Here is a 14,867-nt window from a genome sequence, read left to right on the forward strand (position 1 = left end):
CAGAGAGGAGCGTCGATGATATCCATTGCAGTGGTCGACGATGACGCCAGTGATGCGTCAGTGACCGAATCGTTCGTTGCAAGATACTTCCACGATGATGATGCAGGATACACGTTGCATTATTTCCCTGACGCAAATGCGTTGCTGCGGGATTACCGTGCGGAATTCGATGTGATTTTCCTCGACGTGGAGATGCCCGGCATCGATGGATTGGAAACGGCGCGGCGACTGCGTGAAATCGATGAACAGACCGTGCTGATATTCACAACGAAGATGGCGCAGTATGCGGCTGCGGGATATGACGTGGACGCGATCGGGTATCTGCTGAAGCCGTTGAACTATTACGCGTTCGACATCAAGATGCGCAAAGCGCAGGACATTGTCGGGCGGCGTCGTAACGTCACCGTCCCGTTGACGGTAGGGTCCGGAACCCAGTTTCTGTCCTCATCGGATATCCGGTATGTGGAAGTGCTGGATCATACATTGATCTATCATGTCGGAGAGAGGCAATATCGAACATGGTCGAGCCTGAAGGCCGCCGCATCGGTGCTGGAGCCGGTGGGATTCGTCATCGCGAACCGGTACTGCCTGGTCAATCTGGAGTGGGTGCGTGCGGTGGACGGCGATGTGGTCGATGTGGATGGCGAGAGCATACGGATCAGCAGGTCGCGGCGTAAGACGCTGATGCAGGCCCTGGTCGAATACCATGGGGGCTGATGTGCAACTCGGTGCGATTTTCTACACGTTCCCCGTTGAATTGTTGTGTGCGGTGCTGCTGTTCTGCGTTCATGTCCGGTGGCGCATGCCGCGTGTCGGCGCGGCGGCATTGCTGGGCATCGTCACTGTGGGCGGGTTCATCTACGCTCCGCTGGTGCGTCCTTTTGACGGGTACGATGAGATTTTTCCGTGGATTATACGGATGGTCGGGTTCTTCGGTCTATGTGCCGGCGCGCTTGTCGCAGTCCTGCATCAGTGTGCGGAGCTTCGGTGGATTGAATCACTGGTGATTGTGGCCGCCGGCTATTCGGTGCAGCATGTCGCCTTTGACGTATGCCAGCTGTTCTGCTTCGCGTTCTGGCCCGCGAGCATGCCCCAGATCGGGCTGGAATATTTGGGTGTGGTCGTCGCGACCTATGCGGTGGTGTATGGCATGGCGTATTGGCTGTGTTGCCGGAGGTTCGTCATAGACGGCGATCGCGTGATGCGTCGCATCGCATGGCTTTTGATCTCCATCGGCGTGATTGTTCTGGTCATTGTCTTCAATCTGGTGTTTGTGCAGCATCGTGCTGCTGAAACGCAATTGACGGGATACGTCTATGACATCGTCTGCGTGTCGCTGGCGTTGTCCGTGATGATGCTGGTGTCCGTCAACGACCATCTTCATGACGACCTTCTGCTCATCAGGGAGACGGATCGCCTGCGCGACCAGCATTATGAGCTGGCCAAGGAAAGCATCGAACTGATCAACATCAAATGTCACGACATCCGTAGGATCATCGCGTCGGCATCCGAAGGTGGCGGACGTCTCGATGCCGAAGCCATGCGTGACATGGAGAACGACATCCGCGTCTATGATTCGATGTTCCGTACGGGCAACAAGTCGTTGGATACGCTGTTGACCGAGAAAAGCCTGTATTGTTCCAAGAACGGCATCATGTTCGTTTGCTCGGCCGACGGTCGTCGGCTGGATTTTCTTGCGCGATCCGATCTCTATTCCCTGTTCGGCAACTTGCTGGACAACGCCGTGGAGAGCGTCGCGCAGGTGCGGGAGCCCGATAAACGCGTGATCGACCTGTCCGTGTCCGTCAAAGGCGGTTTGCTGTTCATCGAAGAGCGGAATTACTATGCCGCGGATAAACAGCCGAGCTTCCGTAACGGTCTTCCTGTCAGCACGAAACAGGACCGGCGGTATCACGGATTCGGTGTGCGGTCCATCGCCCGTCAGGTGAGACGATATGGGGGAGAGCTTTCCATGACCGCCGAGCATGAACGATTCTCGGTGTCGATCGTCATTCCCATCCCCTCATCCGCGGCGGATTCATGATGGTGTGACGTCATGAGCATGCGTTTCGCGCGATGAATCGGACGTTTCGCGTAATGCCCCGCCATGTGCCGACCGCACCGACGGTATCGTGACCTTGCCGCAAGGGGTGCGGCCGTCGGCGATGGCGTCGGCGTGAGAGAAAAGGAACGCAGCATGATCGGCGTGAATATGGATGATGTCATATCGGTGCTGAATAACCTCAGACCGTATTTGATCGCCATCGGTGTGGTATTGGTGTTGGCGATCGTCGCCACCATCGCGGTCAACAGGAAGACGGTGAAAGACGTCGCCGTGCGCAAGCTCGTTCATTCCGAATCCTGGTTGGTCGTATTGGTGGCGTCCGTGGTCGTCATCGCGATGATGTTGTTCGGCCCGTTATCCAGTCTGCTGAACCTGGCCACCAACCGTCACGTGCTGCAGGAATCGACTATTGAAGCGGCCGATGAGCTTGCATCCAAGGTCCAGCAGGAAGCCGTCACGTTGTTGAAGAACGATGACGATACTTTGCCGTTGAAGGAAAACAAGGTCAACGTGTTCGGCTGGGGATCGACCAATCCCGTATACGGCGGCACTGGTTCCGGCTCGATGTCTGACGCGTATCCCACCGTATCGATTCTGAGCGGCATGGCGAATGCCGGGTTGAAGACCAACGAGGAACTGTCCAAGCTGTATACGGACTATCGTTCCGACCGTCCCACAGTGGCCATCAACGATCAGGACTGGACTTTGCCCGAAGTGCCGGCTGCCGACTACTCCGACGATCTGATCGCCGACGCAAAGGACTTCTCCGATCAGGCGGTCATCGTGCTGACCCGTGTCGGCGGCGAGGGCGCGGATCTGCCTACCGATATGAAAGCGGACGATATCGTATATAACGAAAATTCGTCCGACTATCAGGATTTCCAGAAGGGCGAGCATTTCCTGCAGCTGAGCCGAACCGAACAGGATATGATCGATCTGGTCACCAGGAACTTTGACGATGTGACGCTGGTCTACAACGGTGCCAATGCGTTCCAGTTCGATTTCCTGGAAGACTATCCGCAGATTTCCTCCGTGGTGTGGTGCCCGCCGGCAGGACAGTCGGGCTTCAACGCGTTGGGCGATGTGCTTGCCGGCAAGACCAACCCGTCTGGCCGTACATCAGACACCTTTGTTCGTGATCTGACCAAGACCCCCACGTGGAACAACTTCGGTGATTTCTTGTATGACAACATGGACGAATTCGCCGTTGACGAGACGCCGTATGCGCCGACGTTCGTTGACTACGTCGAAGGCATCTATGTCGGCTACAAGTATTACGAGACCGCCGACGATGAGGGCGCCATCGATTATGATTCCATGGTGCGCTACCCGTTCGGCTACGGCTTGTCGTACACCTCTTTTGAGCAGAAGATGGGGGACGTGTCCTATGACGCCTCCTCCGGCGCGATTGCATTCGACGTGACCGTGACCAATACCGGTGACGTGGCCGGCAAGGACGTGGTGGAGGTCTATTACAACCCGCCATATACCAACGGGGGCATCGAAAAGGCGTCGACGAATCTGGTTGCCTTCGATAAGACCGACAACATCAAGCCGGGCGATTCCCAAACGCTGCATATCGAATTCGACGACGACGACATGGCTTCCTATGACTATCAGGGAGCCAAGGCCTGGGTGCTTGAAAAAGGCGATTATGTGGTCTCGATCAATTCCGACGCGCATACGGTGCTCGATGAGCAGACGGTGAATGTGCCGGAAACGATCACCTATGACACGGCGGAGAACACCCATAATGGCGACGCGACGGTTGCGACGAACCAATTCGATTATGCCAATGGCGGTCTGTCGTATCTGAGCCGCGCCGATCACTTCGCAAACTATGACGAAGTGACCGCCGCTCCGGCATCGTTCTCGATGCGCGATGAAGATAAGGCCAACTTCCTGAACAACAGCAATTACGATCCGACTCAGTACGACAACGACGAGGATAAGATGCCGACCACCGGCGCCGATAACGGCATCGAGCTATACGAACTGTACGGTGCCGATTATGATGACGCGCGTTGGGACCAGTTGCTCGATCAGCTGACCGTGGAGGATATGGATAATCTGAGCGCGAATGCGGGCTTCGGCACGCAGGCGATCGACTCGGTGGGCAAGATCGCCCTGACCGACTTGGACGGTCCGGCCTCGCTGAACAATACCTTCACCGGCGTCGGCTCGATCGGTTTCCCCTCCTCCACGTCGTTCGCATGCACATGGAACGTTGATCTTGCCGCCGCATTCGGCGACATGATCGGCCGCATGGCTCATGACATGGACGCTTCCGGTTGGTATGCGCCTGCGATGAACATCCACCGCAGCGCATTCGGTGGCCGTAATTTCGAATATTTCTCCGAGGACGCAACGCTGTCCGGAATGATGGCTTCCACGGAGATCGCTGCGGCCCGCAAGCAGGGTGTATACGCGTTCATGAAGCATTTCGCGTTGAACGACCAGGAGACCAACCGTAACAATATGATCTGTACATGGTCGAATGAACAGGCGATGAGGGAGATCTATTTCAAGCCGTTCGAAATGTCCGTGAAGGATGGCGACACCGGCGCGGTCATGAGTTCGTTCAATTACATCGGACCGGTCTATGCCGGTGCGAGCAGCGCGTTGCTTAACACCGTCCTGCGCGATGAGTGGGGTTTCCGAGGCATGGTCCTGACCGATTGGTACGGCAACTACGGATATCAGACCGGCGACCAGCTTGTCCGCAACGGCAATGATGCGATGTTGGCCACGTTCAAGAGCACCAATCATGTGACCGACCTGTCGGCCACGGGCGTGCAGGCGTTGCGCACTTCCGCCCATAACATCCTGTATACCGCTGTCAATAGCTGGAAGTATGCGGATGGTGAACCTCGCGTCGCCGCTCCCATCTGGAAGACCGCCACGTATGCGGTGATCGGTGTGACGGCTGTGGTCTTCCTCGCCCTTGAGGTCCTGGCCATCAAGCGTTTCCATGGACGTAGGGCGGCCGCGGCCGAATGATGTGGTGCGTTCGCCCCTCTCCTCCGGGGCGTTCGCTCCGTCCTGCCGGCCGCTGCCCGCGGCCGGCTTTTTGTTCGGGCTGAAGAGCGGTGAGCCGATGCGCATGGCGGCGGCATTCGAATATGCGCACGGTCATATGCCAGGCGGCAACCGATTGTGCGACCAAAACGACAGGTTGTGTAATCCTCCTTATGCGGCGCCTGCCAGACTGCTTGAATCAAGATAGCGACGGAATCGCGTGCGATGCAGCAGCGCGGCTTCGTGACGATAGGACAATTCAGTGCAAGGGAGAACGAATGGAACTCGAAGAGCTTTCGGTCGTTGAGAAGGCAGCCATGCTTTCCGGCGCCTCCGAATGGGACTCGCGCGGTAACGATAAGGCGGGTATTCCGAGCTTTGTCATGAGCGATGGTCCTCATGGCGTACGCCGTCAGCTGGGCGAGGGCGATCATTTGGGTTTGGGGGCGTCCAAGCCCGCCACCTGCTTCCCGACGGCGGGTACGGTGGCCAATTCCTGGGATCCGGAACTGGCACAGGCCATGGGCGAGGCCTTGGGCAAGGAAGCGCATGACTTGGATGTGAATGTGCTGCTTGGCCCGGGCATGAACATCAAGCGCAATCCGTTGTGCGGTCGTAATTTCGAGTATTATTCGGAAGATCCGATTGTGGCCGGCCGTATGGCTTCGGGTCTGATCCGCGGCATCCAGTCCAATGGCGTGGCCGCCTGTCCGAAGCATTTCGCGGTCAACAGCCAGGAACTGCGTCGTCAGGCCAGCAATTCCGTGGTTGATGAGCGCACGATGCGTGAGATCTATCTGACCGCTTTTGAAATCGCCGTTCGTGAAGCCGCTCCGTTGACGATCATGACCTCGTACAACGAAATCAACGGTGTGTACGCTCACGAGAACAAGCACCTGCTGCAGGAGATTCTGCGTGACGAGTGGGGCTTCGATGGCATGGTCGTTTCCGATTGGGGCGGTTCCAATTCCGCCGTCGCCGCCGTGAAGGCCGGCGGCTCGCTGGAAATGCCGTCTCCGGGATACACGTCCGTGCGCGAGCTGGTCGGTGCGGTCGCCGCCGGCACGCTGTCGGAGGCTGATCTGAATGCGCGCGCCGCCGAGGTTGCGAAGATCGCGAAGCTGACGAAGACGGAAGGAGTCGGCCGTGACGATCTGCTGACTGATGCCGTTGCGAAGGCGCATCATGAGGTCGCGCGCCGTGTCGCCGAAAACGCCAGCGTGCTGTTGAAGAACGATGATGCCGCGCTGCCGCTGAAGCAGGGCGTTCGCGTCGCCGTCGTCGGTGATATGGCGAAGGCCGCCCGTTTCCAGGGATCCGGTTCGTCGAAGGTGAACGCCACCCGCGAGGAGAACCTGCTTGATGAGCTGAATCACAGCGATAAGGTGTCCGTTACGGGCTACAGCCAGGGATATGATCGCCAGGGTGTTGCGAACAAGAAGCTGATTGATGATGCCGCCGCATTGGCCTCCCGCGATGACGTCGATGTCGTGATCGCTGTCATCGGTCTTGACGAGCGCAGCGAATCGGAAGGCTTGGATCGTTCCACGATGGCCATTCCGCAGGTGCAGAATGACATGATCGAAGGTCTGAAGAAGGCCGGCAAGCCGATTGTGGCCGTGCTGGTCGCCGGCTCTCCGGTTGAGCTGCCCTGGTTCAATGATGTGGCTTCCGTGCTGTACATCGGTCTGTCTGGTCAGGCCGGCGCATCCGCCGCAGTGCGTGTGCTGACCGGCGAAGTCAACCCGTCCGGACATCTGACTGAAACCTGGCCGATGCGCTATGAGGACTGCCCGAGCGCTGGCTGGTATCCCGCCATCGGCCGTGACGCGATCTACCGTGAAGGCCCGTTCGTTGGCTACCGCTACTACGAGACGGTTTCCATGCCGGTGCGTTTCCCGTTCGGCTACGGTCTGAGCTACAGCACGTTCACGTATTCCGGTCTGGTCGCCGACGAAACCGGCGTGGAATTTACCATAACCAACGATTCCGATGTCGCCGGCGCCACGGTCGCCCAGCTGTATGTCCGGGGCGTCGAAGGCGGCGTGCTGCGTCCGGCCCGCGAGTTGAAGGGCTTCCGGAAGGTTTGGCTTGACGCGCATGAAAGCAAGACCGTACGCGTCGATTTCGACCGTTACACGTTCCGTCATTTCGATGTCGAATCCAATGCGTGGAAGATCGAATCCGGTATCTGGACGCTGATGGTCGGCGACAATGCCGAGCACCTGCCGTTGGAAACCCGTTTCGCCGTTGCCGGTGACGCCAATCCGAAACCGGCCGATCCGGCTCTTGGAGCATACCTGACCGGACGTGTCAAGGAAGTCACCGACGCCGAAATGGCCACGCTGTTCGGCCATGAGATCGTTGCCCCCGGCAAGCCGGTGACGTTCGGTGTGAATGACCCGATTTCTTCCTGGGTGGATTCCAAGGGCTTCGCCGCGCGCACGGTGGCCAAGACTCTGGTCAGCCGCGAGGCGAAGGTCCGTCAGAAGACCGGTGCGCCTGACCTGAACACGCTGTTCATCCTGAACATGCCGCCGCGCGCCATGAGCAAGATGACTCAGGGCATGGTAGATTCCGCAATGGTTGACGCCATCGTCCGTATCGCCAACGGGCACACGTTCCGTGGTCTCGGCGGCGTGATCGCGGGATTCTTCCGCAACCAATCCGCTAACAAGCGTACAGCGAAGGAGCTTGAGCAATGAGTGAGAAGAGCAATCAGCAGGCCGTAGTCAAGGAGAATCCCAACGCGTTGGTCGCGTGGTGGCTCCGTGTGTGGGGTGAATTCTCCCGCAACCATCCGGTGCTGGCGAAGTGGGTCTATCAGATTTTCTACTTCTTCGTCTTCAGCATGGGCGTGACGATTTTCCAGTATCTGGTGTTTACGTTCCTGCCGCCGATCCTGGGCAAGGGGCTTGCCGGCACGGAATTCATGTGGCCGCAGGTGCACATGAACCTGTTCGGCGTGGATTTCACGTGGAGCCTGCTTGGCTATAACGTCGTCTACGATTCGTCCGGTGCGGTCATGATCGGTGGCGGTCTGGGCTACTTCATCAGCTATGAGGTCGGTTCGTTCCTAGCCCAGTGCATCAACTTCCCGTTGCAGCGCAACATCACGTTCAAGAGCCACGGCAACCCGGTGTACCAGGCGATGTGGTATTTCATCGCCTGGATCGTGATTTCGCTGATCTGCAACGGCTTCAACAATCTGTGGATGCCGATCGCCCAGGCCTATGTGCCGCTGGCCGTGTACAACCTTCTGGTCACGTTCATCACGGGCGGCGTCTCCATGGTGATCTTCTTCTTCGTCTTCAAGATCATCTTCCCGGAAGGCGAACCGGAAAAGAAGGGCTGACCGAACTGCGCCCGTGCCTTCGGAAACATACGGATAGGGGCCTCCCCATGGGGAGGCCCCTATTTTGACGCGTGCATGCGCCGCCCATGCGTTCAACGGAAAGTGAGCCGATGACGATCGGCGGTCACCGAGGCAGCAACACCGTCAACGTGAACCAATGATCTTCCGCGTGAATCGTTACTTCGCCGTCATACTGCTGTGCGATATGCCGTATCGATTTGACGCCGAATCCGTGGCGATGCGTGTCGTTGCGTTTCGTCGTGCGCAGATTGCCTTCCGTGTCCTTCTTCAGCGCGGAGTCGTAGTAGTTCTCGATACGGATTACCGTGAAACGTCCTTGCCCGTACAGGGCCAATCGGATGAGCCGCTGCTCGGGGTCATGCAACTGCGACGTCGCTTCGATGGCGTTGTCCAAAGCATTGCCGAACAAGGAGGCGATATCCATCGAGGACATGCCGGATAGCAGTTTACCATCGGCGACGGCGGTCAATGTGATGCCATGCTCGGCGCAGACGCGTGTTTTCGCCGTCAGAATGACGTCCAGCACAGGATTGCCGGTATGCTGCTGCACGCTGTATCTCTGCACCGACGCTTCAAGCTGCTCGAAGCCGGTGGCGACATGCTCGGGGTCCACCTCAGCGCGCAGAGCGGTGATTTGGTGCTTCAGATCATGTGCAAGACGTCCCAAGGATTCAATGTTTTCCTTGGACTGCAGATATTCCTGATGCTGGCTGACCAGCTGCGCGTTAATCGACGCCAATTCCGTCCTGGCCTCAAGTCGTTGTACCTGTTCCTGCTGCGCGTATAGAATCGCGAATCCGCAGAAATCCACCAAGGTGCGGATGTAGAACACTTCTTGCCCGACGCTGCCGGAAAACGGCGTATTCGTGGAGATAAAGCTCAGATTGCTCATGGCGAATGTCACCAGCATAATCGCCACCGTCATCACCGTTGTCGAAACGGACGGCAGCGTCGGGGAAACGCTGCTGAAATTCCCGCGCTCGGCCGTTCCCGCCATCGCAAAGCACGCCGCGTATGTCGCAATCAGCAGCGCAACCGCCTGCCAGGCGTATTCGTCGACATTGCGGTAGACGCCGACGAATGTCGCGAGCTGCCAGTGCAGCGACGCCACCAGTTCCCCTAAGATAAAAGCGCGTGCGGTGATGTACAGCGTCTCACGTTTGCCACCGCCTGTGCCGAACAAGATGATCGCAAACATGCAGGCGAAAGCGGTCGCCATGCCGAAAACCCAAAACCACAACGGCATCGCGCCATTGAAGTATTGGATGCTGATCATCGCGGCAAGACCGGCTATGCAGGCGATGATCGTGCGATGCAATGGAACGCGGCGGTATATGACGATGATATAGGTGATGCAGGCCAGCCATTCGCAGATTGCGGTGAACAGGCGCGGAATGTCCGGCAGCGCGTTGGTCAGCGTCACGTTCATCGCGTACTTCCCATATAGTCGGCCAGTGCGGTGAGAAAAGTCTTTTTGCGTGGTCGGCTGATGCGCAGTCGTTCATCGTCGGACATGACGCAATCCTGATCCTCGACGCCGACGACATGCCGCATGTTGACCAGATAGCAGGAATTCGAACGGAAGAAGCCCCGGTCCGCAAGCTTGGACTCCATGTCCTTCAAAGTGCCGCTCATTGAGATTTTGCCGGCAAGCGTATGAATGACGATGGTGTGGCGGATGGACTCGAAATATGTGATGTCGGCAAGGTCGATGCGGGTTTGCCCGCTGGCGGTGTCGACGAGCAGCGTGGCGTCGGCGTTTTTCCGGACCATGTCGATCGAGCGTTTGATTTCCTGTGAAAAGGCGAACCATGGGAGCGGCTTCAGCAGATATGACATTGCGCGCACCTCGTAACCGCTGATTGCGTATTGCGGCGCCGCGGTGATGAAAATGATGATGACGCTATCGTCGCGTTCGCGGATTCGTCGGGCGGCCGTCATGCCGTCCATGTTCGTCATTTCTATGTCGAGCAGCAGGATGTCATATACAGGAGAATATTTTTCGGCTATTTTTTCGCCGTCGTCGAAAATGGAGACGGTGAATTGGACGTCGTTCTCTTGCTGGTAGCGATTGAGGAAATCGAGGGTTCTCTGGCAGCTTGCCGGGTCGTCTTCGACCACGCCGATTCGGATGTCGCGCATGATTGTATCCACCTCTCTGCTGTGCACTACTACTGTACAGGACTGGTTTTATTTGTGTTTTTGGGATGGGGCGGAGTATTTTTCGCAGTTGTCCACAAAGGCACAATGCTGTAAAAGATGTTCACAACTGTGAATAACTCTGTGGAAAACGCCGGCATGTCCTGTATTTTTCAAAAAACCATAAAAAATGTGCGCTATTAACATTTCGCCGTGTATAGTTAGTCATGGCTCAATGAAGAGAACCTTCAATGAACCGGCAAAAAGTTAACGCTGCGGTTTGCGTTTTTGTCGAAGGCGTAAGACGTAGGCTGGAGCGGTGATAACAATCCCTTTACAACGGATCGTGAGGCACGTACCTGCCTCTGAAAGGATGTCAATATCATGGCAGAAGTCGTATTTGACCATGTTACTCGTATCTACCCGGGCAACGATAAGCCGTCGGTGGATGATTTGAATCTGGATATCAAGGACGGCGAGTTCCTGGTGCTGGTTGGCCCGTCTGGTTGTGGTAAGTCCACCACCCTGCGCATGCTCGCTGGCTTGGAAGAGGTCAACAAGGGCCGCATCCTTATCGGTGGCAAGGACGTCACCACGATGCAGCCGAAGGATCGCGACATCGCCATGGTGTTCCAGAACTACGCTCTGTACCCGCACATGACCGTTGCCGACAACATGGGCTTCGCTCTGAAGATCGCAGGTACCCCGAAGGAGGAGATCCGCAAGCGCGTCGAGAAGGCCGCCGAGATTCTGGATCTGACCGAGTACCTCGACCGCAAGCCGAAGGCCCTGTCCGGTGGTCAGCGTCAGCGTGTCGCCATGGGCCGTGCAATCGTTCGTGAGCCGAAGGTCTTCCTCATGGACGAACCGCTGTCCAACCTCGACGCCAAGCTCCGCGTGCAGACCCGTACGCAGATTGCCGCTCTGCAGCGTCAGCTGGGTGTTACCACCCTGTACGTCACCCACGATCAGACCGAAGCTCTGACCATGGGCGACCGCATCGCCGTCATCAAGCTTGGCATTCTGCAGCAGGTCGGCGCTCCGACCGAGCTGTACGATCGCCCGGCCAATGTCTTTGTCGCCGGCTTCATCGGCTCCCCGTCGATGAACATCAACACCCATCCGGTGGTCAACGGCAAGGCGAAGATTGGTGAAGACACCGTTGAACTGCCGGCTGAGGCCGTCAACAAGCTGACTCCGGAAGACAACGGCCAGATCGTCGTCGGCTTCCGTCCGGAAGACGCCGGCCTGGCTGCCCCGGATGATTCGAACGCGTTCTCTCTGAAGGTCATGAACGTCGAAGATCTGGGCTCCGATGGCTACATCTACGGCAACATTCTCACGGAAGGCGCCACTGAAGATGCCGGTCAGCTGATGTCCGACCAGAACAAGCTCACCACGATCCGCGTGAACCCGCGTGCTCTGCCGAAGGTCGGTCAGGTCGTCAAGATCAAGATTGATCCGTCCAAGATGCACCTGTTCGCCCCGTCGACCGAGCTGCGTCTGAACTAGTAGATACTTGGCGGGAGCTCGCTCCTGTCAACCATTAAACGAGGCGTTTCTCTTCCTCTCTTAGGCCTCGTTGGAAAAGCCCCGCATGGTTGCGGGGCTTTTCTTTTACGTATATGCGCTGCCGCGTTCATGGATGGCCGGCAATCGCGTCTAAGGGGAAGACCACTAGGTAAAATAAGGCTTTATGATGCAAGCAGGAATGGATTACTCGCAAATGGATCCTCGCGCAATGAAAGCGACGTCGGTGAAGGCTGAAGATGCCTCGGCAAACAGACCTGAGCCGCAGGCGCTGACGATTACCGCGGCAAGTTCGAACCCGAAGATGTTCACATTGCCGTGGGAGAAGCCGCTGGCAACTTGGCCCGCAGAGCTGTTGGCCAACCTGCCGCGAGGTATTTCCCGCCACGTCGTGCGTTTTGTACATGTCGGCGACGAAGTCTATGCCATGAAGGAAATTACCCGTACTGTCGCCGAACGGGAGTATGAGCTGCTGCGTCGCTTGCAGAAACTCGATTTACCTACCGTTCAGCCCATTGCAGTGGTGACGGGGCGTCATAATCGTGAGGGCGAGCCGTTGGAAGCGATTCTTGTCACCAAGCATTTGAAGTTTTCCCTGCCATATCGCGCACTGTTCGCCCGTAACCTGCGTCCGGATACCGCGGAACGCCTGATCGACGCACTGGCTGTACTGATGGTGCGCTTGCATTTGGCCGGCTTCTACTGGGGCGATGTTTCGCTGTCGAACGTCCTGTTCCTGCGTGATGCTGACGCGTTCTCCGCATTCCTGGTCGACGCCGAAACGGGTGATTTGCAGGTGAATCTGACCTCTGGCCAGCGTGAATACGATGTTGATCTGGCGCGCACTAATATCATCGGCGAATTGATGGATTTGAGCTCCGGCAAGCTGCTGCCGGGCGACGTTGATGAAATCGAAATCGGCAACCGTTTGTCCGAACGCTACCATTCGCTGTGGGCTGCCCTTACTGACACTGATAAGTTCAGCCCGGATGAAATGTGGAAGATCGAAAAGCGTGTTGACAAGCTCAATGAGCTTGGCTTTGACGTTGACGAGCTGGAAATGAAGACCGCTGAAGATGGCAAGCGCGTGCTGGTGCGTCCGCGCGTCGTGGATGCGGGCTATGCCAACCGTAAGCTGCTGCGCTTGACAGGCCTTGACGTGCAGGAGAATCAGGCCCGTCGTCTGCTTAATGATTTGGACGCGTATCGTGCTTCCACGTGGCGTGAAGGCGAGGATTTGGAAATCGTCGCCACTGACTGGATGCGTGAAGTGTTCGAACCAACTGTGCGCATGATTCCGCGCGAATACCGTTCGCAAATCGAACAGGCGCAGTTCTTCCATGAAGTGCTGACGCATCGTTGGTATTTAGCTGAGCGCGTCGGTCACGATGTGCCGATGGCCGAAGCCGTGCGCAGCTATATCAAGGATGAGCTGCCGAAGTATAAGCTGGATTCGAAAGCGCTGGGAGAGCTGCTTGAGGAAGCGGATGCTGGTGTCATCGACGATGAATATACGTACAACGACCCCGACGACGACGGCTACAATCCGGACGACGATCCGGACGCCGCGGTCTGGAGCCACTGATTTCCATGTTAAAATGCCCGGCAGCTTTCCGAGTGGAAATGCTGTCGGGCATTTAACATGTATGGTGCTTGGATTATTCCTTTGCGGCTTCGCGACGAGCGCGGGCGACCGCGTATAGGCTGATGCCCGCGGCGACGGAAGCGTTCAGGGATTCGACCATGCTGGACATCGGAATGCCGGCGATGGAATCGCAGACTTCGCGGGTCAGACGGCTCAGTCCGCTGCCTTCGGAGCCCAGTACGACGACCAGCGGATCGGTTTCGAAGCCGGTTTCGCCGACCAGCGCATCACCGCCGCCGTCAAGGCCAACAACGTAGTAGCCGCGTTCCTTCAAAGCGTCCAACGCCTTGTTCAGGTTGACGACGCGGGCGACCGGCATATGCGCGGCGGCGCCTGCGGACACCTTCCATGCGGCGGCGTTTACCGAAGCGGAGCGGCGTTCCGGCAGAATCACACCGTTTGCGCCGAATGCTGCAGCGGAACGAATCACAGCGCCCAGATTTTGCGGATCGGTAACGCCGTCCAAAGCGATGAACAGCGGGCGTGCCGACATGCGTGCCGCCTTAGAATTGGCTGCCTCCATGGCGCGGGCCTTCTTTTCGGCACGCTCAGCCAGCTCGATCAGTGAAGAATACTGGTATGGCTGTGCCTTGAGCACAACGCCCTGATGGTTGCTGGAACGCGCGATGCGATCCATTTCCATACGGTCGGCTTCGAGCAGGTGCAGGCCGTGAATACCAGCCAGGCGAACGATTTCACGAGTGCGATCGTCATGTTCCAGACGTGTCGCAATGTACAGCGTTGTCGCAGGAACTCCTACGCGCAATGCTTCAAGGACGGCATTGCGGCCGATGACCAGATCGTCGGAATCGGACGTGAACTTGGCGACGCGACGGCGTGCAGCCAGACGCGGATCGGCCATCTTACGACGATCGGCCACTTTCTTGGCCTTGTATGCCTTGTGGTATACGCGGTCCTCGGCCTTCGGCGTAGGGCCGTGACCGCGCAGTTTATTGCGATGTTTTCCACCCGACCCCTTGGTCGGACCTTTCTTAGTAGCCATAGATTTCATTGTCCCAGCACCCCTCAACTTGTGATGAGGGCATGTGCTATGGGCTCTGCGCCGTTTCGCTACACGGCAAGGTAAAGGTTCT

Annotated in this window: 10 protein-coding genes; 7 read left to right on the top strand and 3 right to left on the bottom strand. The window is 57.4% G+C overall.

Annotated features, from left to right (window positions below):
• The first annotated feature begins 15 nt into the window (after positions 1-15).
• The 5 genes from AC1AWD_RS06770 to AC1AWD_RS06790 all read left to right on the top strand — a co-directional run bounded on the left by AC1AWD_RS06770 (position 16) and on the right by AC1AWD_RS06790 (position 8,438).
• The gene (locus AC1AWD_RS06770; RefSeq protein ID WP_476564935.1) at positions 16-717 is read left to right on the top strand and encodes a LytR/AlgR family response regulator transcription factor; all 702 of its coding nucleotides are present in this window, start codon (positions 16-18) and stop codon (positions 715-717) included.
• Positions 707-2,044, top strand: coding sequence for an ATP-binding protein (locus AC1AWD_RS06775; protein WP_476564937.1), 1,338 nt, complete (start codon positions 707-709; stop codon positions 2,042-2,044). Before AC1AWD_RS06770 ends, AC1AWD_RS06775 begins: the two co-directional genes overlap by 11 nt.
• A gap of 153 nt (positions 2,045-2,197) precedes the next feature.
• On the top strand, positions 2,198-5,065 hold the full coding sequence (locus AC1AWD_RS06780) for a glycoside hydrolase family 3 N-terminal domain-containing protein (RefSeq protein WP_476564939.1): 2,868 nt from the start codon (positions 2,198-2,200) through the stop codon (positions 5,063-5,065).
• Between the two features lie 296 nt (positions 5,066-5,361).
• Positions 5,362-7,788 (top strand): beta-glucosidase GluB, encoded by a 2,427-nt coding sequence (gluB, locus tag AC1AWD_RS06785; protein WP_476564941.1) that lies wholly within the window; start codon positions 5,362-5,364, stop codon positions 7,786-7,788.
• Entirely contained in the window at positions 7,785-8,438 is a 654-nt protein-coding gene (locus tag AC1AWD_RS06790) for a hypothetical protein (protein WP_476564943.1), read from the top strand. Before gluB ends, AC1AWD_RS06790 begins: the two co-directional genes overlap by 4 nt.
• Before the next feature lie 124 nt (positions 8,439-8,562).
• On the opposite strand, the gene AC1AWD_RS06795 is transcribed toward AC1AWD_RS06790, so the two are convergent.
• Positions 8,563-9,888 carry an ATP-binding protein gene (locus AC1AWD_RS06795; protein WP_476564945.1) on the bottom strand — a complete coding sequence of 442 codons (1,326 nt, stop codon included), beginning with the start codon at positions 9,886-9,888 and terminating at the stop codon, positions 8,563-8,565.
• Complete coding sequence (locus AC1AWD_RS06800; protein ID WP_476564947.1) at positions 9,885-10,601, bottom strand: LytR/AlgR family response regulator transcription factor; 717 nt, start codon at positions 10,599-10,601, stop codon at positions 9,885-9,887. Before AC1AWD_RS06800 ends, AC1AWD_RS06795 begins: the two co-directional genes overlap by 4 nt.
• A 381-nt stretch (positions 10,602-10,982) precedes the next feature.
• Between AC1AWD_RS06800 and AC1AWD_RS06805 the strand changes: the two genes are divergently transcribed.
• Positions 10,983-12,110, top strand: a complete 1,128-nt coding sequence (locus tag AC1AWD_RS06805; RefSeq protein WP_476564949.1) for an ABC transporter ATP-binding protein — start codon at positions 10,983-10,985, stop codon at positions 12,108-12,110.
• 187 nt (positions 12,111-12,297) lie between these two features.
• Complete coding sequence (locus tag AC1AWD_RS06810; RefSeq protein ID WP_476565001.1) at positions 12,298-13,713, top strand: DUF4032 domain-containing protein; 1,416 nt, start codon at positions 12,298-12,300, stop codon at positions 13,711-13,713.
• A gap of 73 nt (positions 13,714-13,786) precedes the next feature.
• Here AC1AWD_RS06810 and rlmB read toward each other — a convergent pair whose 3' ends face one another.
• Positions 13,787-14,776, bottom strand: coding sequence for a 23S rRNA (guanosine(2251)-2'-O)-methyltransferase RlmB (rlmB, locus tag AC1AWD_RS06815; protein ID WP_476564951.1), 990 nt, complete (start codon positions 14,774-14,776; stop codon positions 13,787-13,789).
• Positions 14,777-14,867 lie beyond the last annotated feature (91 nt).

It is taken from the genome of Bifidobacterium sp. LH_512 (genome assembly GCF_056356435.1).

Coding starts and splice junctions, on each gene's coding strand:
- AC1AWD_RS06775 (WP_476564937.1), top strand. CDS start 707: ATGGGGGCTGATGTGCAACTCGGTGCGATTTTCTACACGTTCCCCGTT.
- gluB (WP_476564941.1), top strand. CDS start 5,362: ATGGAACTCGAAGAGCTTTCGGTCGTTGAGAAGGCAGCCATGCTTTCC.
- AC1AWD_RS06790 (WP_476564943.1), top strand. CDS start 7,785: ATGAGTGAGAAGAGCAATCAGCAGGCCGTAGTCAAGGAGAATCCCAAC.
- AC1AWD_RS06805 (WP_476564949.1), top strand. CDS start 10,983: ATGGCAGAAGTCGTATTTGACCATGTTACTCGTATCTACCCGGGCAAC.
- AC1AWD_RS06800 (WP_476564947.1), bottom strand. CDS start 10,601: ATGCGCGACATCCGAATCGGCGTGGTCGAAGACGACCCGGCAAGCTGC.
- rlmB (WP_476564951.1), bottom strand. CDS start 14,776: ATGGCTACTAAGAAAGGTCCGACCAAGGGGTCGGGTGGAAAACATCGC.
- AC1AWD_RS06810 (WP_476565001.1), top strand. CDS start 12,298: ATGCAAGCAGGAATGGATTACTCGCAAATGGATCCTCGCGCAATGAAA.
- AC1AWD_RS06770 (WP_476564935.1), top strand. CDS start 16: ATGATATCCATTGCAGTGGTCGACGATGACGCCAGTGATGCGTCAGTG.
- AC1AWD_RS06795 (WP_476564945.1), bottom strand. CDS start 9,888: ATGAACGTGACGCTGACCAACGCGCTGCCGGACATTCCGCGCCTGTTC.
- AC1AWD_RS06780 (WP_476564939.1), top strand. CDS start 2,198: ATGATCGGCGTGAATATGGATGATGTCATATCGGTGCTGAATAACCTC.